Origin of the sequence: Arthrobacter sp. YD2, from assembly GCF_030410475.1 — a bacterium.
Taxonomy (GTDB): Bacteria; Actinomycetota; Actinomycetes; order Actinomycetales; family Micrococcaceae; genus Arthrobacter_B; species Arthrobacter_B zhangbolii.
Genome location: NZ_JAUHHB010000001.1, coordinates 1,355,689 through 1,377,712, shown reverse-complemented (window position 1 = coordinate 1,377,712; position 22,024 = coordinate 1,355,689). Strand labels below are relative to the sequence as shown.

18 protein-coding genes are annotated in these 22,024 nt (G+C 65.9%); 6 read left to right on the top strand and 12 right to left on the bottom strand.

Going from position 1 to position 22,024, the window contains the following annotated elements; all coding sequences use genetic code 11:
• Nucleotides 1-430 precede the first annotated feature (430 nt).
• From QWJ37_RS06605 to QWJ37_RS06595, 3 genes are all read right to left on the bottom strand, one after another.
• A complete protein-coding gene (locus QWJ37_RS06605; RefSeq protein WP_290244805.1) occupies nucleotides 431-1,228 on the bottom strand; it encodes an MBL fold metallo-hydrolase in 798 nt (265 codons plus the stop codon).
• A 6-nt stretch (nucleotides 1,229-1,234) separates the two neighbouring features.
• Nucleotides 1,235-2,341, bottom strand: a complete 1,107-nt coding sequence (locus tag QWJ37_RS06600; RefSeq protein ID WP_227903269.1) for a branched-chain amino acid aminotransferase — start codon at nucleotides 2,339-2,341, stop codon at nucleotides 1,235-1,237.
• Nucleotides 2,342-2,402: 61 nt separating this feature from the next.
• A complete protein-coding gene (locus QWJ37_RS06595) occupies nucleotides 2,403-3,467 on the bottom strand; it encodes a 3-isopropylmalate dehydrogenase (RefSeq protein WP_290244804.1) in 1,065 nt (354 codons plus the stop codon).
• 123 nt (nucleotides 3,468-3,590) lie between these two features.
• Here QWJ37_RS06595 and QWJ37_RS06590 point away from each other — a divergent pair, with 123 nt between their 5' ends.
• The 6 genes from QWJ37_RS06590 to QWJ37_RS06565 all read left to right on the top strand — a co-directional run bounded on the left by QWJ37_RS06590 (nucleotide 3,591) and on the right by QWJ37_RS06565 (nucleotide 9,917).
• Nucleotides 3,591-4,796 carry a histidine kinase gene (locus QWJ37_RS06590; protein ID WP_290244803.1) on the top strand — a complete coding sequence of 402 codons (1,206 nt, stop codon included), beginning with the start codon at nucleotides 3,591-3,593 and terminating at the stop codon, nucleotides 4,794-4,796.
• A 68-nt stretch (nucleotides 4,797-4,864) separates the two neighbouring features.
• Complete coding sequence (locus tag QWJ37_RS06585; protein WP_279326978.1) at nucleotides 4,865-5,536, top strand: response regulator transcription factor; 672 nt, start codon at nucleotides 4,865-4,867, stop codon at nucleotides 5,534-5,536.
• A 4-nt stretch (nucleotides 5,537-5,540) separates the two neighbouring features.
• Nucleotides 5,541-5,873: an MmcQ/YjbR family DNA-binding protein gene (locus QWJ37_RS06580; RefSeq protein WP_290244802.1), complete on the top strand. Its 333-nt coding sequence runs from the start codon at nucleotides 5,541-5,543 to the stop codon at nucleotides 5,871-5,873.
• 69 nt (nucleotides 5,874-5,942) lie between these two features.
• Nucleotides 5,943-6,713 carry an ABC transporter ATP-binding protein gene (locus QWJ37_RS06575; RefSeq protein ID WP_290244801.1) on the top strand — a complete coding sequence of 257 codons (771 nt, stop codon included), beginning with the start codon at nucleotides 5,943-5,945 and terminating at the stop codon, nucleotides 6,711-6,713.
• Between the two features lie 3 nt (nucleotides 6,714-6,716).
• Nucleotides 6,717-9,218, top strand: a complete 2,502-nt coding sequence (locus tag QWJ37_RS06570) for an ABC transporter permease (RefSeq protein WP_290244800.1) — start codon at nucleotides 6,717-6,719, stop codon at nucleotides 9,216-9,218.
• Between the two features lie 174 nt (nucleotides 9,219-9,392).
• Complete coding sequence (locus tag QWJ37_RS06565; protein WP_290244799.1) at nucleotides 9,393-9,917, top strand: hypothetical protein; 525 nt, start codon at nucleotides 9,393-9,395, stop codon at nucleotides 9,915-9,917.
• 63 nt (nucleotides 9,918-9,980) lie between these two features.
• Here the strand turns inward: QWJ37_RS06565 and metG are convergent, their stop codons facing one another.
• The 9 genes from metG to ilvD all read right to left on the bottom strand — a co-directional run bounded on the left by metG (nucleotide 9,981) and on the right by ilvD (nucleotide 21,928).
• Complete coding sequence (gene metG / locus QWJ37_RS06560) at nucleotides 9,981-11,540, bottom strand: methionine--tRNA ligase (RefSeq protein WP_290244798.1); 1,560 nt, start codon at nucleotides 11,538-11,540, stop codon at nucleotides 9,981-9,983.
• A 9-nt stretch (nucleotides 11,541-11,549) separates the two neighbouring features.
• Nucleotides 11,550-12,281 (bottom strand): hypothetical protein, encoded by a 732-nt coding sequence (locus QWJ37_RS06555; protein ID WP_290244797.1) that lies wholly within the window; start codon nucleotides 12,279-12,281, stop codon nucleotides 11,550-11,552.
• A 9-nt stretch (nucleotides 12,282-12,290) separates the two neighbouring features.
• Nucleotides 12,291-13,664: an FtsX-like permease family protein gene (locus QWJ37_RS06550; protein ID WP_290244796.1), complete on the bottom strand. Its 1,374-nt coding sequence runs from the start codon at nucleotides 13,662-13,664 to the stop codon at nucleotides 12,291-12,293.
• Nucleotides 13,661-14,380, bottom strand: coding sequence for an ABC transporter ATP-binding protein (locus QWJ37_RS06545; protein WP_290244795.1), 720 nt, complete (start codon nucleotides 14,378-14,380; stop codon nucleotides 13,661-13,663). The genes QWJ37_RS06550 and QWJ37_RS06545 overlap by 4 nt, the downstream gene beginning before the upstream one ends.
• Nucleotides 14,381-14,521: 141 nt before the next feature.
• Nucleotides 14,522-16,117 (bottom strand): phosphoglycerate dehydrogenase, encoded by a 1,596-nt coding sequence (gene serA, locus QWJ37_RS06540; protein WP_227903281.1) that lies wholly within the window; start codon nucleotides 16,115-16,117, stop codon nucleotides 14,522-14,524.
• A 153-nt stretch (nucleotides 16,118-16,270) separates the two neighbouring features.
• On the bottom strand, nucleotides 16,271-17,296 hold the full coding sequence (ilvC, locus tag QWJ37_RS06535) for a ketol-acid reductoisomerase (protein ID WP_227903282.1): 1,026 nt from the start codon (nucleotides 17,294-17,296) through the stop codon (nucleotides 16,271-16,273).
• Nucleotides 17,297-17,343: 47 nt separating this feature from the next.
• Nucleotides 17,344-17,856 (bottom strand): acetolactate synthase small subunit, encoded by a 513-nt coding sequence (gene ilvN / locus QWJ37_RS06530; protein WP_227903283.1) that lies wholly within the window; start codon nucleotides 17,854-17,856, stop codon nucleotides 17,344-17,346.
• Nucleotides 17,857-17,859: 3 nt separating this feature from the next.
• On the bottom strand, nucleotides 17,860-19,764 hold the full coding sequence (locus tag QWJ37_RS06525) for an acetolactate synthase large subunit (RefSeq protein ID WP_227903284.1): 1,905 nt from the start codon (nucleotides 19,762-19,764) through the stop codon (nucleotides 17,860-17,862).
• 457 nt (nucleotides 19,765-20,221) lie between these two features.
• Entirely contained in the window at nucleotides 20,222-21,928 is a 1,707-nt protein-coding gene (gene ilvD / locus QWJ37_RS06520) for a dihydroxy-acid dehydratase (protein ID WP_227903285.1), read from the bottom strand.
• Nucleotides 21,929-22,024: the final 96 nt, after the last annotated feature.

The window sequence follows — 22,024 nt, the reverse complement described above, 5'->3', positions numbered from 1 at the left end:
CCCAGCGTGAACCGGAGTCTTTTCCGCCGGCCCGGTGAAGGGCACGGGAGTTGGACTCTGATTTTCGAAGGGGTTTGGCCGCCATGCTCGGGCGCTTTTTCAGCGTCCCTGCCGCGGCGACTTCAATTACTTTACACACCCCGACCGGTCCTTGCAAACCGGATCGAAGTGACCTGCCGCACGCTGTCCGCAACACCGCAGATCCGGCTGTGCGGGCCAGCGTTTCGGCCGATACATCCATGGTAAAGCCTCAGGCTGCCCTCTGCGCAAGCCGGTTCCCGGTCAGCCTCGTCACATAAACACCCGTCACATGAACAGAGGGGCCGGCCATCGGACGGCAAATCAGGACACCTGCCTGTCGGGTCCCGTTCCCTACCGGGTCCCATTCCCTGCCGGGGCGGGCCCCATCTCTGCCGGGCAGCGCGGGCGCCTATCCGTTGCCGCGGAGGTACGCCAGCTGTGCGGCCACCGACAGCTCGGCGGCGGCACGCACGTTGGCCGGCACATCCGCGTACACCAGGTCCGCGATGTCCCCGGCGCCGGCGTTCGAACCGATGTGGTCCAGGGCGGTACGAATCTGTTCCAGCCGCTCTTCCCGGTGGTCCCGGTAGGTCAGGACCAGTGAGCTCAGATCCGGTTGAACGGGCCCGTGTCCGGGAAGAACCGTGGCGGCACCGAGGTCAGCCAGCATCTCCAGTGTCTGCAGGTAGTCCCCCAGGGTCCCGTCCGGATAGTCCAGCACCGTGGTCCCCCGCCCCAGGATGGTGTCTCCGGTAAGCACGGAGCCGTTGCCGCCGTCGTCGGGAAGCCAGAAACACACCGAGTCCGAGGTGTGTCCGGGCGTCGCCAGGACCCTGATCTGGAGTCCGGCGGCCTTAATGCTTTCATCGGCGCCGAGCGGATCCGCTCCGACGCAGTACTTCGGATCAAGTGCGCGCACCGGTGCGCCCGTCAGCTCCGCGAACCGCCGGCTCGCCTCGGTGTGGTCAGGGTGCCGGTGGGTAATCAGCACCAGTTCCACGGTTCCGGCGCCGGCCAGGGCCTGCAGATGCTCCTCGTCCAGCGGACCCGGATCCACCACCACCGTGCTTCCGGATCCCGGGGCAGCCAAAACGTAGCTGTTGGTGCCGTCCAGGGACATGGGCCCCGGGTTCGGGGCAAGCCGGACACGGCTGAGCTCGCTGCTGCGGACCAGCCCGGAATCCGGAAGCTGTTCGGTGGTTGACATGGGTTCCTAGGCCAGGCGGGTCAGCCAGCCGTGGGTATCCTCCACGGTGCCGGTCTGGATGCCGAGCAGCTGCTCGCGGATGGACATGGTGACTTCTCCCGGCTTCGCGTCCGCGGATCCGATGACCTCAGTTTCGGACTTCAGCTGGCCCACGGGAGTGATGACCGCTGCCGTGCCGCACGCGAAGACTTCGGTGATTTCACCGGAGGCAACGCCGTCGCGCCATTCATCCAGGGTGATCTTGCGTTCCTGAACGTCCATGCCGCGGTCCCGGCCCAGCTGCAGAACGGAAGAGCGCGTGATTCCGTGCAGGATGGTGCCGGAGAGTGCGGGGGTGACCAGGCGTCCGTCCTTGAAGACGAAGAAGACATTCATGCCGCCAAGCTCTTCCACGGCGTTGTCGTTGAATTCATCCAGGAACAGCACCTGCTTGCAGCCGTTGGCTTCGCCTTCCATCTGGGCGATGAGTGAGGCAGCGTAGTTGCCGCCGCACTTTGCTTCACCGGTGCCGCCGCGGCCGGCGCGGGCGTACTTGGAGGAAAGCCAGATGGAGACCGGCTTCAGTTCCCCGCCGAAGTAGTTCCCCGCCGGCGAGGCAATCACGCGGTAGGACACCTCGCGGGCCGGACGGACACCCAGGAACGCCTCTGTGGCGATCATGAACGGGCGCAGGTAGAGCGCGGCGCCGTCGCCGTCCGGGATCCAGTCCTGGTCCAGGGCCACCAGCCGGCGGATGGACTCCAGGAACAGTTCCTCGGGAAGCTCGGGCAGCGCCAGCCGGCGGGCGGAGAGGTTCAGGCGTGCAGCATTGGCTTCGGGGCGGAAACTCACCACGGAACCGTCTGCGTGCCGGTATACCTTGAGGCCTTCGAAGATCTCCTGCCCGTAGTGCAGGACGCCGGCTGCCGGATCGATCGAGATGGGTCCGTAGGGCTCAATGCGGGCGTTCTGCCACTGGGCGTCTCCGCCTTCGGCTGCCTTCCAGTCAATGACGGCGGTGTGGTCGGTGAAGTAGTCGCCGAATCCGGGGTTCGCCAGGATGGTGGCCCGCTCGGAGGCGGACTTCGGGTTGGTGGAAAGCTCCTGGGTGAATTCCAGTGCGCTGACGGTCATGATTCCTCCACGGTGAACGGCAAAAACCCGTTCGACGACTACTTATTGGCTATGACTGAGCTTATGACACCGCGGCGGCGATGGCATCGCCCACTTCGGCGGTGGTACGGCGTTTTCCGCCCCGGTTGGCGAGATCCGCGGCGACGGCCTGCTGTATCCGCGCGGCTTCATCATCGAATCCCAGGTGCTCCAGCAGCAGGGCAGCCGAGAGGATGGCTGCGGTGGGATCAGCTTTCTGCTGCCCGGCGATGTCCGGGGCAGAGCCGTGTACGGGTTCGAACATGGACGGGTAGGTGCGGTCCATGTTGATGTTGCCGGAGGCCGCCAAACCAATGCCGCCGGTGATCGCGGCAGCCAGGTCGGTGATGATGTCGCCGAAGAGGTTGTCCGTGACGATGACGTCGAACCGTGAGGGATCACTCACCATAAAGATGGTGGCGGCGTCCACGTGCAGGTAGTCGTGGGTGACCTCGGGGAATTCCGCGGCCACCTTTTCCACGGTTCGCTTCCACAGGCGCCCGGCGTTGACCAGCACGTTGTGCTTATGCACCAGCGTCAGCTTCCGGCGCGGCCGCTGCGAGGCCCGGCGGAAGGCATCACGAACCACGCGCTCGACGCCGTAGGCGGTGTTGAGCGAAACTTCGGTGGCGATCTCCTGCGGGGTTCCCTCACGGAGCACTCCCCCGTTGCCGGCATATGGCCCTTCGGTTCCTTCGCGAACCACGATGAAATCGACGTCTCCGGGATTGGCCAGCGGGCTGTCAACTCCCGTGTACAGCTTGGACGGGCGGAGGTTTACGTAGTGGTCCAGGCTGAAGCGCAGCTTGAGCAGCAGCTCGCGTTCAATCAGCCCCGAGGGCATGCTCGTGTCCCCGGGCGCCGCACCCACGGCTCCGAAAAGAATCGCGTCATGGCCCTTGAGTGCGTCCAGTGTCTTATCCGGCAGGGTCTCCCCCGTTGCCAGCCAGTGCTCAGCCCCGAGCTCATACTCGGTCAGGTCAAACCGGGCTGGTCCGCCCGCGGTGACCTTGTTCAGCACCTTCACTGCTTCGGCCGTAACCTCCGGGCCGATTCCGTCGCCCGGGATCACGGCCAGGGAAATGACTTTGGACTGTTCTTCGCTCATAACGCCCATCATAGAAAGACGGTCCGGATGCCGGACAACCCATCTCACATGCTGAACACTGCGGCGAGAATTCCACCCCTGGCATGACGCGCCGGAGGAACGGGGGGCCTAAAGTTGTTGTCCATGCTCCTGCACCGACGTATCTATGCCTGGATGCAGGCAAACCCCGCCAAGGTGGACCTGTGCTCCGCCCTGGGCTTCACCCTGTTCCTCGCGGTGCCGGTCCTGCTCATCGGCCGCTGGCAGCCGGTCGAATTCCTGTTGTCGACAGCCATCTGCATGAGCATGGCCTGGCGCCGCACCAGGCCCGTACCGGCAGCGGCGGTCCAGGCCACCGCCTGCATCCTCTCCCTGTTCCTGGTCCCGGAGACGGGGTTGCCGGCTGACATTCTTGTCCTGGGCATGGTCTACTCGCTGGCGGCCTTCGCTCCACGGTGGGCAAGCCTGGCCGGGCTGGGGCTGGCGCTGGCTGGCGGCATGGCCTTTGTGCTGGTGTATTTCATTGTGCCGGCCATGGGAGGCAGCCTTCCCGGGACTACCGGGTTCATCCCGATGCTCATATTGGTCATCGCCGTTGATGCGGTGGTCCTGGTCTTCTGGACCTTCGGGGACCTGGCCCGCACCCGGCGCCTGGCGATGCAGGCGCTCCAGGACCGCGCCCACCGCCTGGAGATTGAACGCCAGCAGGAGCGGGACCTGGCCGCCGCGGACGAACGCAGCCACATTGCCCGGGAGATGCATGACATTGTGGCGCACTCGCTCTCGGTGATCATTACGCAGGCCGACGGCGCGCGGTATGCGAGCGCCGACGATCCGGACGTCGCCCCGCGAACCCTGGGCGTGATCGCCGAAACCGGGCGGAGTTCCCTGCGCGAAATGCGCCGGCTGCTCGGCGTGCTCCGCGGCGACGAGGCAGCCTCCACCCGCCCCCTGCCCTCACTGGCAGATGTTGATGCGTTGGTGGACTCTGTCCGGCACGGCGGGGTGGATGTTTCCGTGCAGGTGGACGGCGCGCCCCGCCGGCCCCTGCCGCCGGGCGCTGAGCTCAGCGCGTACAGAGTCATCCAGGAATCCCTGACCAACGTGCTGAAGCATGCCGGTCCCAGCGCCCGGGCGGCTGTTGACCTCCAGTGGTCACCGCGGGGGCTGGCCCTCACTGTCACCGACAACGGGATAGGTGCCGCTGCAGCCATCGACAGCGACGGCGCCGGACAGGGCATCAAGGGGATGGGCGAGCGGCTGGCGCTTTACGATGGAACCCTAAAGGCTGCTCCGGCGGCCGGCGGAGGATTCCGCGTTGAAGCATTCATCCCCTACACGGAGGCCTAGGCATAGTGCCGGATTCCCCCTGGACCGCAGCGTCCGAAACACCGCTCCCTTCCGCCGATCCCATCCGGGTGGTCCTGGTGGATGACCAGCAGCTGGTGCGCGGCGGTTTCCGCATGCTGATCAATTCACAGCCGGATCTCGAGGTGGTTGCCGAAGCCGGCAACGGACACGAGGCCCTGGCCGCACTGGCCGCCGTACGGGCCGACGTTGTGCTGATGGACGTCCGGATGCCGGGAATGGACGGCATCGAGGCCACCTCCCGGATCCTCGACGCCGGAAACGGCGGGGAGCGGAACGAAGACGTGAAGGTGGTGGTGCTGACCACCTTCGACCTGGATGAGTACGCGCTTTCCGCCATCCAGGCCGGCGCCAGCGGCTTTCTGCTCAAGGATGCCCCGCCCGAGGAGCTCTTGGAAGCCATCCGCACCGTGCACCGCGGTGATGCGGTGATTGCGCCGTCCACCACCCGCCGCCTGCTGGACCACGTTGCCCCCATGCTGCGCACCGCCGGAACACCCGGAAGCCCGCATGCCGCCGCCGTCGAAACCCTGACGCCGCGCGAACACGAGGTTTTCACCCTGATAGCCCAGGGCCTCTCCAATCCTGAGATCGCCGCGAAGCTCTTCCTCTCGGAGGCAACGGTCAAAACCCACGTGGGCCATATCCTGGCCAAGCTGGGCGCCCGGGACCGGGTGCAGGCCGTGGTTATTGCGTACGAGACGGGCATAGTCGCACCCTAGGGGCATGGAACGGGGACGGCGCACGGCCACTGTCGAGGACGTCCGTCAGGTCTGCCTCTCCCTGCCCGGCGTCTCGGAACGGCTCAGCTGGAAGCAGCCCGCCTGGTTTGCCCGCACGCTGATGGCCCGGATGTGGGATGAAGACTCCCTGACGGTCAAAAGTGCGGAACGGGAGGCACTGGCGGCGCTGCAGCCGGACATCTACTTCTGGACCCCGCATCACGAGTCCTCTCCGCTGTTGGTCCTGGTGCGGCTGGCATGTGTTCCGCAGGATGAGCTGGCAGAAATGCTGCATGAGTCCTACCGGCTGGCCGGCGCCCTTCCACCCACGGTATGAGGCCGGTTCCCCGGGAACCGTCCCCCGGCTCGATGTGGCCCATGATGCCGCGGGCATAGCGTGGGAACCATGACAACACTCGCAGAGCAGAATCCTGTCCCCGGCACGGGGAAAACCCGCCTGGCCGCAGCCGCGCAGAGGCTGAACAAGACGTACGGCACCGGTGAAACCCGGGTCCACGCCCTTCGGGATGTGGACGTGAGCTTTGAAACCGGCACCTTCACGGCCATTATGGGTCCGTCCGGCTCCGGAAAGTCGACCCTGATGCATTGCCTGGCCGGCCTGGATACCTCCGACTCGGGACGCATCTGGATAGGCGGCACCGAACTCACCGGACTTAACGACGCCGCACTGACCCGCCTTCGCCGGGACTCCGTGGGCTTCGTTTTCCAGTCCTTCAACCTGGTCCCCACGCTTACCGCCGAACAGAACATCACCCTCCCCGTCGCGCTGGCCAACGGCAAGGTGGACCGGGCCTGGCTGGAAAGCATCACCGAAACCCTGGGCCTCACCGGCCGGCTGAAGCACCGGCCGCATGAACTCTCCGGCGGCCAGCAGCAGCGCGTGGCCGTAGCCCGTGCCCTGCTGACCCGCCCGGACGTGCTCTTCGGAGACGAGCCCACCGGCAACCTGGATTCCAAGTCCGGAGCCGAGGTCCTTTCCCTGCTCCGCCGTTCCACCAAGGAGATGGGCCAGACCATCATCATGGTCACCCACGATCCCGTGGCCGCTTCCTACGCGGACCGGGTTGTGCTCATGAATGACGGCGCGCTGGTGGGCGAACTGGCGAATCCCACCCCGGACACCGTACTGGCCGCCCTGACCAAGCTGGGGGCGTAAGGCATGTTGCAGGTAGCGCTGGCGCAGGTGCGCCTGAACGCCCGCCGTTTCATAGCGGTCTCCCTGGCAGTCCTCATCGCCGTCGGCTTCCTGACGGCCACTCTGATCATTAATTCCTCCTCCAAGGCCTCGCTGACCCAGAGCGTCGGCCAGAGCTACCGCAACGCGGATCTGATCCTCAACGGCAACCTGTTCCGGTCCGATCCGCTGGTGCTGGACGAGGACACCGCCGCCATTGTCCGTGACCTCCCCGGAGTGGCGGGAAGCTACGAGGTGCAGCAGGGATACGTCAGCTTCGGCACGGGCCGGGACACGGTGTACGGCAAGCTGGACAGCATTCCCGAGTACACGGGGCTCTTCCCGGGAAAGGTCACCGACGGTTCGCTGCCGGTGTCCGACGGCGAGGTGGCCGTGGACAGCGACACCGCCGAGCGGGCGGGCCTGTCGAAGGGCTCCGTGCTCAGCCTCACCGGTGGAACGGACGATTCAGCTGCCGTGGAGCTGACAGTCACCGCACTGGTAGCCCCGTCCGATGACCCGACCAGCATGGGCAATGCCCAGCTCTATGCCACCGGCGCCACCGCGGCATTGTTCGCCAACGTGGAAGACGGCTTCGACACCATCCAGCTGGCGCTGGCCGACGGCGCCGACGTGAACGAGGTGCGGGCCGCCGTGGAGCAGGAGCTTTCCGCCGCGGGCATGGGTGAGGTGGTTGTCCGTACCGCTGCCGAGCAGACCGATGTCCTGGTGGCCATGTACACCGGCGGAGACGATGCCCTGACCATCATCCTGCTGGCCTTCGCCGCGGTGGCGGTGCTGGTCTGCGCGTTGGTGGTTTCCAACACCTTCTCCGTGCTGGTGGCCCAGCGCACCCGCGAACTTGCCCTGCTGCGCTGCATCGGTGCCGAACGTTCGCAGATCCGCCGCTCCGTCATCGTGGAAGCCCTGATTGTGGGCATAGTCGCATCCGTTGCAGGTGTCCTGGCCGCCGTGGCCCTGGTGGGCGGCATCATTGCCTACCTGCAGACCATTCCCGAAAGCGGCTTCGCCACACTGGCGGTCTCCCCCGGCTCGGTAGTCGCCGGACTGGTGGTGGGTGTCCTGCTGACCGTCCTGTCCGCCCTGGTTCCGGCCCGGGCCGCCACCGCGGTTGCCCCGCTGGCTGCCCTGCGCCCTGCCGAAGATGTTCGGGCCGGAACAAAGCGCGGGCGGGTCCGCCTGGCCATCGGCCTGGTGCTCCTGGCCGGCGGTGCCGCCCTGCTGGCTGCCGGTGCAGTCTCCTCGGACCTCCTGGTGGCGCTGCCCGGCGGCATCCTGAGCTTTGTGGGCGTGCTGATGTGCGCCACGCTGTTTGTCCCGGGTCTGGTGCGGGCCGTCGGCAGGATCGCTGCTCCGCTGGGAGTGCCCGGCAAACTAGCAGCGGTCAACGCCGTCCGGAACCCCCAGCGTACGTCGGCAACATCCTCCGCCCTGCTGATCGGCGTCACCCTGGTCACCATGATGATGACCGGGGCCGCCACGGCGCGGACCTCCCTGGACGACGTGTTGGCGGGAGAGTTCCCGGTGGATGTGAGCGTTGCCGGCCAGGACCGTCCGTTCACCGCCGCCGACGCGGACACCGCACGTGCCGTTGACGGTGTGCAGGACGCTGTCCTGGTGCCCCTGGCCGGTACCACCGACACGGAGGAATACGGCGCCTACGACGTGTACGCGCTGGATCCTGCTGAAGCGGCGAAGGTCCTGCAGGATTCCGACCTGGTCCTCACGGACAACACCATCCTGATGCCGCAGGGCATCAAGTCCGAAACGCTGACGGTAACCGGGGCGCGCTCCACCGCGGAGCTGAAGGTACTGGAATCGAACAGCAAACAGCTGCGCCCGCTCATCAGTGCCGACACGGCGGCGAAGCTGGGTGGCCCTGCACCGCTGCCCGCTTCCGCTGACTACGTTCCGTTGCCGGAGCTCTGGCTGTCCGTGGAGGAGACCCTGAATACCTCCGCCCTGATAGACCTGCGCGCCGATCTGGCGGAACGGCTGGATGTGGAGGAGTACACGGTGAACGGTTCCGCGATTGAGCGTGCCGCGTTTGACCAGGTCATCGACGTCCTGCTGATGGTGGTCACCGGCCTGCTGGGAGTGGCCGTGGTGATTGCCCTGGTGGGTGTGGCCAACACACTGTCCCTCTCGGTATTGGAACGCACCCGCGAGTCGTCCCTGTTGCGGGCACTGGGCCTGACCCGCGGACAGCTGCGCGGCATGCTGGCACTCGAAGCCGTGCTGATCGCCGGGGTGGCTGCCCTGATGGGCACCGTGCTCGGCTCGGTTTACGGCTGGCTCGGAGCGCAGTCGGCGCTGGGCTCCTTCGCCTCGGTGGAGCCATCGGTTCCGTGGCTGCAGCTGCTCGGTGTCCTGGCCGTGGCGCTGCTGGCCGGCCTCGCGGCGTCGGTCCTCCCGGCCCGTCGCGCCGCCCGCCTCTCGCCGGTGGCCGGACTCGCTGCCGACTGATCCGGACCCGTTGAATCAGGCCGGGACCGGTCTGCGGCTGATCTGCGGCCCGGCCGCGGGGCATGCGCCTCGCGGTCGGGCCGCAGATCTGCAAGGATACTGGGAAGGACAAATTACTAAGCACGCTTATGCCGGACCGTTGGCCCGGCAGGCTGCAGGCGTAAGGAGATCAGCATGACCCAGCAGGATGCCGCCCCCGGACATTTCACCCCGGGACGGGAATCACTCGCCGCGTACCTGGATGACCACCTCATTGGCGCAGAGACGGGCGTCCGCCTGTTCACCGCCGCGCAGCGCACATGGGAGGGATCACCGTACGAGGAGACCTTCGCCCGCCTGATGGAGGAGATTTCCGATGAACGGGATGAACTTGAATCCCTGATCCACGCCCTGGGCTATGCAAGGAGCAAGGCCAAGGCTGCAGCAGCGGCCGTGGGCGCGGCAGCCGGGAAACTGGGTCCGCTGAATCCGCTGAGCACCGGCGGGGGCGCCACCGGGCAGCTGGAGCTTGAGTCCCTGCAGTCGCTGGTCCGGATGAAGGAATCCCTGTGGCGGACACTGCTGGTGCTTTCCGGCACCGACCACCGGTTCAACACGGCGCGGCTTCAGGAACTGATCGAGATGGCCCGCGGACAGCAGGAGGCCGTGGCCGAGGTGATGGAGAAAACAGCCGTGGAGCGGTTCCTGGCTACGGACTAAGCCGGGCCCCGCTAACAAAAGAACACCCCCGACGAATTGTCGGGGGTGTTCTTTTGCGTCCGGCTATTCCGCCGGCTCCTCGTACTTCGGGAAGATGGGCGTGGGCGCCGGCAGCGCAGTGCCCGGCACCAGCGGTGTGCCGATCGCGCTGAACTGCCGCGCGGCGTCGTCGTCCTGGCCAAGGACCGTCAGCAGCTTGGCCGCACTCTCCGGCATCACCGGCTGGATCAGGATGGCGACAATCCGCAGTACCTCGAGGGTCACATACAGCACCGTGTTCATGCGTTCGACGTCGGTCTTCCGCAGCACCCACGGCGCCTGCTCGGCAAAGTACGCGTTGGTGTCCCCCAGGACCTTCCAGGTAGCTTCCAGCGCGCCGTGGAAATCCTGCACATCGTACGCTTCACGGGAGATCTGCAGGAGGTTGCCTGCAGCTTCCAGCAGGGCGGTGTCCTCCGGCGTGAAATCACCGGGCTGCGGCACCGCTGCGCCGCAGTTCTTGGCCACCATGGACAGGGAGCGCTGGGCCAGGTTGCCTAGGTTATTGGCAAGGTCGGAGTTCATCCGGCCAACGACGGCGTCGTGATTGTAGGAGCCATCGGCACCGAACGGGACCTCGCGGAGCAGGAAGAAGCGCACCGAGTCCAGGCCGTATTGGTCAGCCCAGTCCTTCGGGGCCACTACGTTGCCCAGCGACTTGGACATCTTGACGCCCTTGTTGTGCAGGAAGCCGTGGATCATGATCCGCTTCGGCAGTTCCAGCTTGGCGGACATCAGGAAGGCAGGCCAGAAAATGGCGTGGAAGCGTGAAATGTCCTTGCCGATCACGTGGACGTCGGCGGGCCAGTACTTCCGGAAGGCTTCACTTTCGGTATCGGGGAAGCCGACGCCGGTGAGGTAGTTGGTCAGCGCGTCCACCCACACGTACATCACGTGGTCCGGGTTGCCGGGCACGGGCACGCCCCAGTCGAACGTGGTGCGGGAGATGGAGAGGTCCTCCAGCCCGCCCTTCACGAAGCTGATGACCTCGTTGAACCGCGAGCGCGGGGCGGCGAAGTCCGGCTGGGACTCATAGAGGGCCAGGAGCCGATCCTGGTACGCGGACAGCCGGAAGAAGTAGCTCTCCTCCTCGGTCCAGGTCACCTCGGTGTCGGTTTCCTTGGAGTACCGCACGCCGTCCTCGCGGACTTCGGTCTCGTCTTCGCTGTAATACGCCTCATCCCGGACGGAATACCAGCCGGAGTACTTGGACAGGTAGATGTCCCCGTTCTCCTCCATCCGCTTCCAGATGGCCTGGGCGGCGGCATAGTGGTCGGCGTCGGTGGTACGGATGAAGCGGTCATAGGAGTTCCCCATGTCCGCTTCCATCTGCTTAAACGCGGCCGAGTTGCGGTCCGCGAGTTCCTTGGCGGTAATGCCTTCCTTGTCCGCGGACTGCTGCATCTTCAGCCCGTGCTCGTCCGTACCCGTCATAAAGAACACGTCGTAGCCGTCCAGGCGCTTGAAGCGCGCCATGGCGTCGGTGGCGATGTGCTCATACGCATGCCCGATGTGGGGCTCGCCGTTGGGGTAGGAGATGGCTGTGGTGATGTAGAACGGAGTCTTGGAATCGGAAGAAGTCACATAAGAAAATTACCCTGTTTCGGCAGGGCTTGTCGCTTTGGGGCCGGCAAGGCGCGCGAGGCCGAGAAGGATGACGGTGTAGAAAACGCTGATGGTGCAGGCCGTCCCGACGATGCTGCGGTATGGCAGCCAGGACTCCCCCTGCGGCAGGATGACGAACTCGGCGGCGATACACGCCGCCAGCAGCACCGCGAGGAGGACCTCCATACCCATCCTGAGCCTGCTGCCCCGGTACCGGCGGCGCAGAAGCAGGGCAACCGGCAGCAAAGGCATGAGCCACACCAGTTCGTTGAACCACACGGTCGCGATCAGCAAACAGGCGGCCACCCCGGCTGCAGGATAAGCGGCCGTATAACCCCACCCGGCGGGTAGCCCTCCCTTCACCCCGTACAGGGCCGTGAGCAGCGCCCAGGGCAGCAGAAGGGCGGCCATGAACTCCACCGACCCCGTCGGAAGCTGAACAAGCAGCAGCAATCCGATCGGAACGGCATAAACAGCGACCCGGAGCGCCCGTGCGGGCGGGCTGGCCGGCACAAAGACCATCAACCCGGTGAGGATTGCTGCCACACCCAGAACCAGCCCGTTCACCAGCATGCTGTCCCATTGGTCCTCCCTGCCCTGCGGGAACAACGCATTGATGAAGACGCCTGCATAGGAGGCTATTCCTACCAGCAGCCAGGCGGCTGGAATCCAGGACCGCTGCAGTGCTGTTGGTGCCGGCTCGGGCGGAGGTTGGGACATTGGGACAGCTTAGTGCCCGTCCTCCAGCACCGAGGTCAGCACCGGAGCCGTGACGGCAAGCCCTGCCCGCACCAGCCCCACTCCCACGGCAACGGTTGCCGCGAGGATAACCATCGACGCCGGAGCGAAAAGCAGTGCCGCGCCCACCAACGGGAACAGCAGGACCGCCGACACTGTCACGGAAGCGGTGCATACGAGCAGCAGGGGCTGCATCACCGCCTTGATGCGTGCGCCCTCGATCACTCCCCTCGGCATGCCCATCCGGTCCAGGCTGCGGTAGAGCTCACCGCGGTCCAGGACCGTGGCTGCCTGGTTGATGCCAGCGGAGCAGGCGACCATCAGGAATCCCGCAACAACCGTGATCAGCACACCGGTCATGAGGTCCTGCAGCAGGAAGTCTTCCGGCCCCTCCGACTGGCTTCCCTGCACGGCCGCAGCGGCCGAACCGGCAACTACGGCAGTGAAGCAGACCAGGGCCAGGGCACTGACCTGGCGCCACGCGGCCTTGGGGGAATCCAGCACTGTCCGGGCGGCAAGCAGGTCCTCCGGCGTCTGTGCCCTGCGCAGGCGCCGGGTGGCGGAGCGGGCAACCAGCCAGGGTCCGGCCAGGTTGAGGACGGACATCCCGGCCGCAAACACGCCGAAGATCATCATGATGGCCAGCACCGCTCCGGCGCCCGGAATCGTCAGGGCCAGGCTGCCCGCAACCAGAACCGCCACGGCAATCCCGGCCCGGCTCCAGTGGACCTTTTGGGCCGCGGCCCGGGTCCGCACCCCGAGGGGTGACACCACCACTTTCCGCAGGCCGGCGGCGGAGCTGACCGCGGCCAGCAGAACCACCGCCAGCACTGTGGCGAGTCCAGCCGCCGGGTGCAGCCAATAGGCAGCGCCAAGGGCTGCGCCGCGGAAGTGGATCAGCTGGACCAGTGGAGCGAACAGCAGATACCCGGCCACCCCGGCCACGGCGCCGGCCAGTGCCTGGGCGGTGGCCTCCAGCACTGTCACCTGCCGCACCGTCGTGGCGGAGCCTCCGAGAAGGCGCAGCGTTGAGAGGTGCTCGTCCCGCCGGCGGGCGGAAAGGCGCGCCGCGGAACCACCAAGGGTGATGAGGGGCAACACCAGTAGCAGCAGCGCGAAGCAGGCCAGCAGCAGATACAGATCCCCTTCAGCGTCGCCCCACTGCAGGAAGGACAAGGCGCCGGACAGGACGGTCAACAGCAAGGTGGTGACCACGGCAAACGCTGCGACAGGCAGCAGCGCCTTCTCCCATCCGGCGGTGCCGGGACGGTTCAGCAGCCAGGTGAGGCGGACGGCCACCGGAGAAGAGTCCAGAAGACGGTCAATGGCGGACAGACGTGCGGGCAGGGGCGCGGGGGCGGTCATCGGGTCCGTCCCGCACCGGCCGTGTCGGCGACAATCCGGCCGTCAGCCACGGTGATCACCCTGCCGCACCAGCGGGCCACTGACGGGTCGTGGGTGACCACCATCAGGGAGCGCCCCGTCCCCTCGACGGTGCGCAGCAGCAGCCCCATCACTTCCGCGGAGGTGTGCGAATCCAGCGCACCCGTGGGTTCGTCCGCGAACAGGACCCGCGCACCGTTGACCTGTGCCCGCGCTATGGCCACCCGCTGGGCCTGTCCGCCGGACAGCTCCCCTATACGGCGCTGCTCCATTCCGGCCAGTCCGAGAGCGGCCAGGGCCTGCACGGCTTCCTGTTCCGCTTCCGCCCGCGGCGCCCCGTTGAGCATCAGGGCCAGCGCCACATTTTCCCCGGCCGTCAGCTCGGGGATCAGCAGGCCCTGCTGGAAAACGAAACCGAAGTCGCTTCGGCGCAGTGCTGAGCGTGCGTCGTCGTCCAGCGCCGTGACCTCCACGGGTGCACCGCTGCGAAACAGCCGGACGCTGCCGGTATCGGGGCGGATAATGCCGGCCAGGCAGTGCAGCAGCGTGGTTTTTCCCGAACCGGAAGCGCCCATCACGGCCACGGCCTCCCCCGGATATACGGCCAGGCTGATGCCCGCCAGTGCAGCGGTGCTTCCGTAGGTTTTGGTCAGGTTGTCGGCGGCCAGCAGAGGTCCGCCCGGCATGGATGAAGTCATGCCTTCCATGCTGCCGCGGCACGGGTGCGGTGCGCGTCGGAGGCGGGCATGATCTCCCCTGCGGTGCCTCCTACCCTGGGGGGAGGCTTAAACGCACAGGACCGGTCCCGCGGTGGCGGAACCGGTCCCGGTGCGGTACTGCTAGTCCTGCAGGTCCACTTCGCGGGCCACGGAGGCGCCGATTTCCTCGCGCAGCTTCTCCAGCACGTCCTGCGGCACGGAGGAATCCACGGTCAGCAGGGACAGCGCCTGGCCGCCCTCGGTGTTCCGGGCCACCTGCATGCCGGCAATGTTGATGTCCTTCTCGCCCAGCACCCGGCCCAGGGCGCCGATCACGCCGGGACGGTCCTGGTAGATGAGCACAATCAGGTGTTCGCTGATGGGGATTTCCAGGTCGTAGCCGTTCACTCCGACGAGCTTCTGGATCTGCTTCGGTCCGGTCAGCGTGCCGGAAACCTCCAGCCGGGACCCGTCGGAGAGGGCACCGCGGATGGTAAGCAGGTTCCGGTAGTCATCCACGTCGGGGGTGGTCAGCAGGCGCACCTCGATGCCGCGCTGTTCCGCCAGCACCGGTGCGTTCACGTAGGAGACCTGTTCGGAGACAATGTCGGTGAAAATGCCCTTCAGTGCCGCCAGCTCCAGTGCCTTGACGTCCAGGGCGGCAATCTCGCCGGCCACTTCGATGTCGATGGCGGTCACGGAGTCGTGGGAGAGGGCAGTGAAGATGCGGCCCAGCTTTTCGATCAGCGGGATACCCGGACGCACGTCTTCGGCGATGACGCCGCCGGCAACGTTCACGGCGTCGGGGACCAGTTCCCCGGCCAGGGCCAGCCGGACGGATTTGGCAACGGACACGCCGGCCTTTTCCTGCGCTTCCGCGGTGGAGGCGCCCAGGTGCGGGGTGACCACTACGTTGTCCAGCGCGAAGAACGGCAGGTCGGTGCTGGGCTCCTTGACGAACACGTCCACGCCGGCACCGGCAATTTTTCCTGCCTGCAGGGCTTCATAGAGCGCAGCCTCGTCCACGAGTCCGCCGCGGGCCACGTTCACCACGTAGGCGGTGTCCTTCATCTTTTCGAAGGCTTCGGCGCCGAGCATGCCCAGGGTCTCGGGGGTCTTGGGCATGTGGATGGTGATGAAGTCCGATTCCTCAAGGAGTTCGTCCAGGGTGACCAGGCGGACGTTCAGCTGCGCGGCGCGGGCGGAGGTCACGTACGGGTCATAGGCCAGGATCTCGGTACCGAAGCCCTGCAGCCGGGCCGCGACCAGGGCACCGATGCGGCCGAGGCCGATAATGCCGATCTTCTTTTCGAACAGCTCGATGCCGCTGTACTTGGAGCGCTTCCATTCGCCGTTCTTCAGGGCAGCGCTGGCCTGCGGGATGTTCCGGGCCAGGGACAGGATGTGCCCCACGGTGAGCTCCGCGGCGGAAATGATGTTCGACGTCGGGGCGTTGACCACCATCACGCCGGCCTGCGTGGCGGCCTTGATGTCCACGTTGTCCAGCCCCACGCCGGCGCGGGCAATGACCTTCAGGTTCTTCGCCGCCGCAATGGCTTCGGCGTCCACCTGCGTAGCCGAGCGGACGAGGATGGCATCCACGTCCGCGATCGCGGAAAGGAGCTGGGAGCGGTCCGCACCGTCCGTGGAGCGGATCTCAAAGTCGGGGCCCAGGGCCTCGACGGTAGCGGGCGAGAGTTCCTCCGCGAGGAGTACGACTGGTTTGGTGGCAGACACCGGTGACCTCTTTAGCTGTGGACGATTCAGGTGGGGTTTCGCGCAGGAGGCCGGACCCGAGGGGTCCGGCCTCCTTGCCGATTCGGCTTGCCTTTCGAGCCTATCGCCTGCTCCCGGGGGCGTGGCGAATCGGTGCGGATATTACGGTGGCGACTAGCGGGCTACGGAGCCTTCGGTGTAGTCGTCCTCATTCTTGATCCAGGAGAAGAGCTTGCGCAGCTCGCGGCCGGTGGCCTCGATCGGGTGGTCCTCACCCTTCTGGCGCAGTTCCTTGAACTCGGGTGCGCCGGCATCCTGGTCATCGATGAAACGCTTGGCAAAGGCGCCGCTCTGGATGTCCGCGAGGACGGCCTTCATGTTCTCCTTCACGCTCTCGTCGATGACGCGCGGGCCGGAGACGTAGTCGCCGTACTCTGCCGTGTCGGAAACGCTCCAGCGCTGCTTGGCGATGCCGCCTTCCACCATGAGGTCGACAATCAGCTTCAGCTCGTGAAGTACCTCGAAGTACGCCACCTGCGGCTGGTAGCCGGCTTCGGTGAGGGTTTCGAAGCCGTACTGGATCAGCTGCGACGCGCCGCCGCACAGGACTGCCTGCTCACCGAAGAGGTCCGTTTCGGTTTCTTCGGTGAAGGTGGTCTCGATGACGCCGGCACGGGTGCCGCCGATGGCCTTGGCGTAGGACAGTGCCAGTTCCTTGGCCTTGCCGGATGCGTTCTGCTCCACGGCAATCAGGTCAGGGACGCCGCGGCCGGCTTCGAATTCGCGGCGCACAATGTGGCCCGGACCCTTGGGTGCGACCAGGGCAACGTCGACGTCGGCCGGCGGCTGGATGTAGCCGTAGCGGATGTTGAAGCCGTGGCCGAAGAACAGTGCGTCGCCGGACTGCAGGTTCGGGGCGATCTCCTCGGCGTAGACAAAGCGCTGGACCTGGTCCGGGGTAAGGACCATGATCAGGTCGGCTTCGGCGACGGCGTCGGCGACGTTGAGTACGCGAAGGCCCTCAGCCTCGGCCTTGGCCCGGGAGGCGGAGCCTTCCTTCAGTCCCACACGGACGTCGACGCCGGAGTCGCGGAGGCTGAGTGCGTGGGCGTGGCCCTGGCTGCCGTAGCCGATGACGGCGACCGTGCGGCCCTGGATGATGGACAGATCGGCGTCGTCGTCGTAGTACATGTCAGTCACTGTGGTTATCTCCTACTGGTTTCCTGGATGAAGGTCTGGGGTGGAACTCAGGCGCTGCGCAGGGCGCGGTCGCTCATGGATTTTGAGCCGCGGCCTACGGCCAGAGTTCCGGATTGGACTATTTCGCGGATGCCAAAGGGCTCAAGCACTGACAACAGCGCGTTGAGCTTCTCGGCGGTGCCTGTTGCCTCGACGATGAGCGAGTCTGTGGACACGTCCACCACTGAGGCGCGGAACAGCTCGGCTGCCTGGGTTACCTGCAGCCGGGTTGCGGCATCCGCGCGAACCTTGACCAGGATGTGGTCGCGTTGCACGGAGGAATCGGGAACAAGCTCAACAATCTTGATGACGTTGATGAGTTTGTTCAGTTGTTTGGTGACCTGCTCCAGCAGGTCACCCTCGGCGTCGACCACCACGGTGATCCGGGACATGCCCGGCACCTCGGAGGGGCCCACGGCCAAAGAATTGATGTTGAAGGCCCGGCGGGCGAACAGTGACGCTACGCGGGTCAGTACGCCGGGAACGTCTTCTACCAGCACGGAAAGGGTGTGGCGGGCCATGTCCTAATCCTCCTCTTCCCAGGTGGGGGTCATGTTGCGGGCAATCTGGATCAGGTCATTGCTAACCCCGGTGGGGACCATCGGCCACACCATGGAATCGCGGCTGACCACGAAGTCGATGACCACGGGGCGGTCATTGATCTCCAGGGCCTTGGCGATGGTGGCATCGATGTCCTCGTCGCGTTCGCAGCGCAGGCCCACGCAGCCGTAGGCGTCGGCCAGCTTCACGAAGTCCGGAACCCGGACCGTGTCATGCCCGGTGTTGAGGTCCGTGTTGGAGTAGCGCGACTCGTAGAAGAGGGTCTGCCACTGCCGCACCATGCCCAGCGAGGAGTTGTTGATGATGGCAACCTTGATCGGGATGTTGTTGATCAGGCAGGTGGCCAGTTCCTGGTTGGTCATCTGGAAGCAGCCGTCACCGTCAATGGCCCACACCACGCGGTCCGGGTTGCCCACCTTGGCCCCCATGGCCGCCGGCACGGAGTAGCCCATGGTGCCCAGCCCGCCGGAATTCAGCCAGGCACGGGGACGCTCATACTTGATGAACTGCGCGGACCACATCTGGTGCTGCCCGACGCCGGCCACGTAAACGCCCTCGGGACCGGTCAGGGCTCCGATGCGTTCAATGACCTTCTGCGGCGCCATCAGGCCGTCTTCCGGCTCGGCGTAACCGATGGGGTACGTTTCCCGCAGCCGGTCCAGCACGGCCCACCAGGCCGAGATGTCCGGCTTCTCGGTTTCAAACTGGCTCCGCACGGCGTCGGTGAGCTCGGGGATGATTTCCTTCACCGAACCGACAATCGGCACATCCGCGGCACGGTTCTTGGAGATTTCCGCCGGGTCAATGTCCGCGTGGATGACCTTGGCGCCGGGGGCGAAGGAGCTGAGCACGCCGGTGACCCGGTCATCGAAGCGGGCGCCGAGGGTGATCAGCAGATCGGACTGCTGCAGTGCGGTCACGGCGGAGACCGAACCGTGCATGCCCGGCATGCCCACGTGCTGCGGGTGCGAGTCGGGGAACACGCCACGGGCCATCAGGGTGGTGACCACCGGGGCACCCACCAGTTCGGCCAGCTCCAGCAGCTCGGCCGAGGCATTGGCCTTAAGCACACCGCCGCCCACGTAGAACACCGGCCGCTGCGACGCCGTGATCAGGCGTGCCGCTTCGCGAACCTGCTTGGAATGTCCGCGCACCACGGTGCGGTAACCCTGCAGGTCAATCTTGGGCGGCCAGGAGAAAACGGTTTTGGCCTGCTGGGCGTCCTTGGAGACGTCCACCAGCACCGGACCCGGCCGGCCCGAGGTCGCAATGTGGAAGGCCTCGGCCAGCACGCGCGGGATGTCCGCGGCGTCGGTGACCAGGTAGGAGTGCTTGGTGATGGGCATCGTGATGCCCACAATGTCGGCTTCCTGGAACGCGTCCGAGCCGATAAACGCACTGGAGACCTGCCCGGTGATGGCCACCATGGGCACTGAGTCCATGTGCGCGTCGGCAATGGCGGTGACCAGGTTGGTGGCACCGGGGCCCGACGTCGCGATGCAGACACCCGCGCGGCCGGTCACCATGGCATAACCCTCGGCAGCGTGTCCGGCGCCCTGCTCATGCCGGACCAGGACGTGGCGGATCTTCTTCGAATCCATCAGGGGATCATAGGTGGGCAGGATGGCGCCGCCGGGCAGTCCGAAGACCTCGTCTACGCCAAGCTCCTCCAGGGACCGGACTAGGGCCTGGGAACCGGTCATTTCTATGGGCGGAACAATGTTGTTAGGCCCTTGGATCCGGTCATCCACGGCATAGGCGGAGGACATGGAACTTGCTACGTCTTTGGTCTTGGCTGCTGCCGCGCGTGCGGCGGCGTTTGCCTTCGAGGCCATCAGCGAAGGGCTGATTGGCGATCCCTTACTCATTGGAACTTCCTTTGCGGATACTGATCCATTGTCTGTGCGGCGGCCTGCCCGGGTTGTGCCCGGTTGGGCTTTTTTATGCTTAGCGAAGCCAAAACTGACGAAGCCAATAAAAAAACCCCTCGTGCCGGTTGGCTCCGTAGGGGTTCGCGCGTGACGTCTTAGACAAGTCGGGCTATTACGCCACGCGCTTGATAAGGACGACGGGTACGATCTGCATACCGTTCAGTCTTGCGGTCCCCTGCGGGGGTGTCAATCTAATGAGACGCCCGTCTCACTATGTGGACGTGGTGCCTGTCTTTTGGACATGCCTGTCCGGTTCCCCTCCCTGCCAAGCCGGCAGGGTACTCCCCCCACCCGGTTCTCCCGCCCACACGAGGCGGCAGGGCTTAATAAGGCTGCAAGGCCTTAGGGGCCCCGGTGGTCAGGCGCTCCAGCGCCTGACCACCGGGGAGGCCTATCAGCCGCCGCAGTAAGCGCCGGTGGAGGCCGAGTTGACCATCTTGGCGTACTTGGCCAGGACACCCTTGGTGAACTTGGCCGGCAGCGGCTGCCAGCCGACCTTGCGGGCCTCGAGCTCCTCCGGCTCCACCAGCAGGTCGAAGCTGCGGGCGGCAATGTCCACGCGGATCCGGTCGCCGTCCTTCACGAAGGCGATGGGACCGCCGTCGACCGCTTCCGGGGCCACGTGGCCGATGCACAGGCCTGTGGTGCCGCCGGAGAACCGGCCGTCGGTGAGCAGCAGGACATCCTTGCCCAGGCCGGCGCCCTTGATGGCACCGGTGATGGCGAGCATCTCGCGCATGCCCGGGCCGCCCTTGGGCCCTTCGTAGCGGATCACGACGACGTCGCCGGCGTGGATCTGTCCGGCGTCCAGGGCATCCAGGGCGCCCTGTTCTCGTTCGAAGACGCGGGCGGTACCCTCGAAGACGTCCGCGTCGAAGCCGGCTGACTTAACGACGGCGCCTTCGGGAGCCATGGACCCCTTCAGCACGGTGATGCCGCCGGTCTTGTGGATGGGGTTGTCCATGGCGCGGAGCACCTTGCCGTCCGGATCCGGCGGGTTGATCGATGCGAGGTTCTCCGCGACGGTCTTGCCGGTGACGGTGAGGCAGTCGCCGTGAATCAGGCCGGCGTCGAGCAGTGCCTTCATGATCACCGGCACGCCGCCGATCTTGTCGACGTCGAACATCACGTAGCGGCCGAACGGCTTCAGGTCCCCCAGGTGCGGGATCTTGTCGCCGATGCGGTTGAAGTCGTCCAGCGTGAGGTCCACTTCAGCCTCGCGGGCGATGGCGAGCAGATGCAGGACCGCGTTTGTGGAGCCGCCGAAGGCCATGGTGACCGCGATGGCGTTTTCGAAGGCCTTCTTGGTCATGATGTCCCGGGCGGTGATGCCCTTGCGCAGCAGGTTGACCACGGCTTCGCCGGATTTGCGGGCGAATTCGTCACGGCGGCGGTCGGCCGAGGGCGGTGCGGCGGAACCTGGCAGGGACATGCCCAGCGCCTCGCCGATGCAGGCCATCGTGTTCGCCGTGTACATGCCGCCGCAGGCACCTTCACCCGGGCAGATGGCACGCTCAATGGTGTCCAGGTCCTTGAGGCTCATCTTTCCCGCGGCGCAGGCGCCGACGGCTTCGAAGGCGTCAATAAGGGTGACTTCACGCTCGGTGCCGTCTTCCATCTTGGCGAAGCCGGGCATGATGGAACCCGCGTAGAGGAAAACGCTGGAGAGATCCAGGCGCGCTGCGGCCATCAGCATGCCCGGCAGGGACTTGTCGCAGCCGGCCAGGAGCACCGAGCCGTCGAGCCGCTCGGCCATCATCACGGTTTCCACGGAGTCGGCAATGACTTCGCGGGAGACCAGGGAGAAGTGCATGCCTTCATGGCCCATGGAGATGCCGTCCGAAACGGAGATGGTTCCGAACTGCATGGGGAACCCGCCGCCGGCATGGACGCCTTCCTTGGCGCCCTGGGCCAGCCGGTTCAGGGACAGGTTGCAGGGGGTGATTTCGTTCCAGGAACTGGCGATGCCGATCTGCGGTTTGGCGAAATCATCGTCGCCCATACCGACGGCTCGGAACATACCGCGGGCGGGTGCTGCATGAATCCCGTCCGTGACGACACGGCTGCGGGGCTTGATATCCGGTGTATTTTCCACGCTCATAGCTAAATCCTAGGACTTAAGCCGGCGGCGTTCGCTCTGTGACGGGCGCGTGCTCCCCTTGTTACGGCCTGTGAACAGGAGATGAAGTTCCCGGCA

Coding starts and splice junctions, on each gene's coding strand:
- QWJ37_RS06570 (WP_290244800.1), top strand. CDS start 6,717: ATGTTGCAGGTAGCGCTGGCGCAGGTGCGCCTGAACGCCCGCCGTTTC.
- ilvD (WP_227903285.1), bottom strand. CDS start 21,928: ATGAGCGTGGAAAATACACCGGATATCAAGCCCCGCAGCCGTGTCGTC.
- ilvN (WP_227903283.1), bottom strand. CDS start 17,856: ATGGCCCGCCACACCCTTTCCGTGCTGGTAGAAGACGTTCCCGGCGTA.
- QWJ37_RS06525 (WP_227903284.1), bottom strand. CDS start 19,764: ATGAGTAAGGGATCGCCAATCAGCCCTTCGCTGATGGCCTCGAAGGCA.
- QWJ37_RS06600 (WP_227903269.1), bottom strand. CDS start 2,341: ATGACCGTCAGCGCACTGGAATTCACCCAGGAGCTTTCCACCAACCCG.
- QWJ37_RS06550 (WP_290244796.1), bottom strand. CDS start 13,664: ATGACCGCCCCCGCGCCCCTGCCCGCACGTCTGTCCGCCATTGACCGT.
- QWJ37_RS06580 (WP_290244802.1), top strand. CDS start 5,541: ATGGAACGGGGACGGCGCACGGCCACTGTCGAGGACGTCCGTCAGGTC.
- QWJ37_RS06545 (WP_290244795.1), bottom strand. CDS start 14,380: ATGACTTCATCCATGCCGGGCGGACCTCTGCTGGCCGCCGACAACCTG.
- QWJ37_RS06595 (WP_290244804.1), bottom strand. CDS start 3,467: ATGAGCGAAGAACAGTCCAAAGTCATTTCCCTGGCCGTGATCCCGGGC.
- QWJ37_RS06605 (WP_290244805.1), bottom strand. CDS start 1,228: ATGTCAACCACCGAACAGCTTCCGGATTCCGGGCTGGTCCGCAGCAGC.
- QWJ37_RS06555 (WP_290244797.1), bottom strand. CDS start 12,281: ATGTCCCAACCTCCGCCCGAGCCGGCACCAACAGCACTGCAGCGGTCC.
- QWJ37_RS06575 (WP_290244801.1), top strand. CDS start 5,943: ATGACAACACTCGCAGAGCAGAATCCTGTCCCCGGCACGGGGAAAACC.
- QWJ37_RS06590 (WP_290244803.1), top strand. CDS start 3,591: ATGCTCCTGCACCGACGTATCTATGCCTGGATGCAGGCAAACCCCGCC.
- QWJ37_RS06565 (WP_290244799.1), top strand. CDS start 9,393: ATGACCCAGCAGGATGCCGCCCCCGGACATTTCACCCCGGGACGGGAA.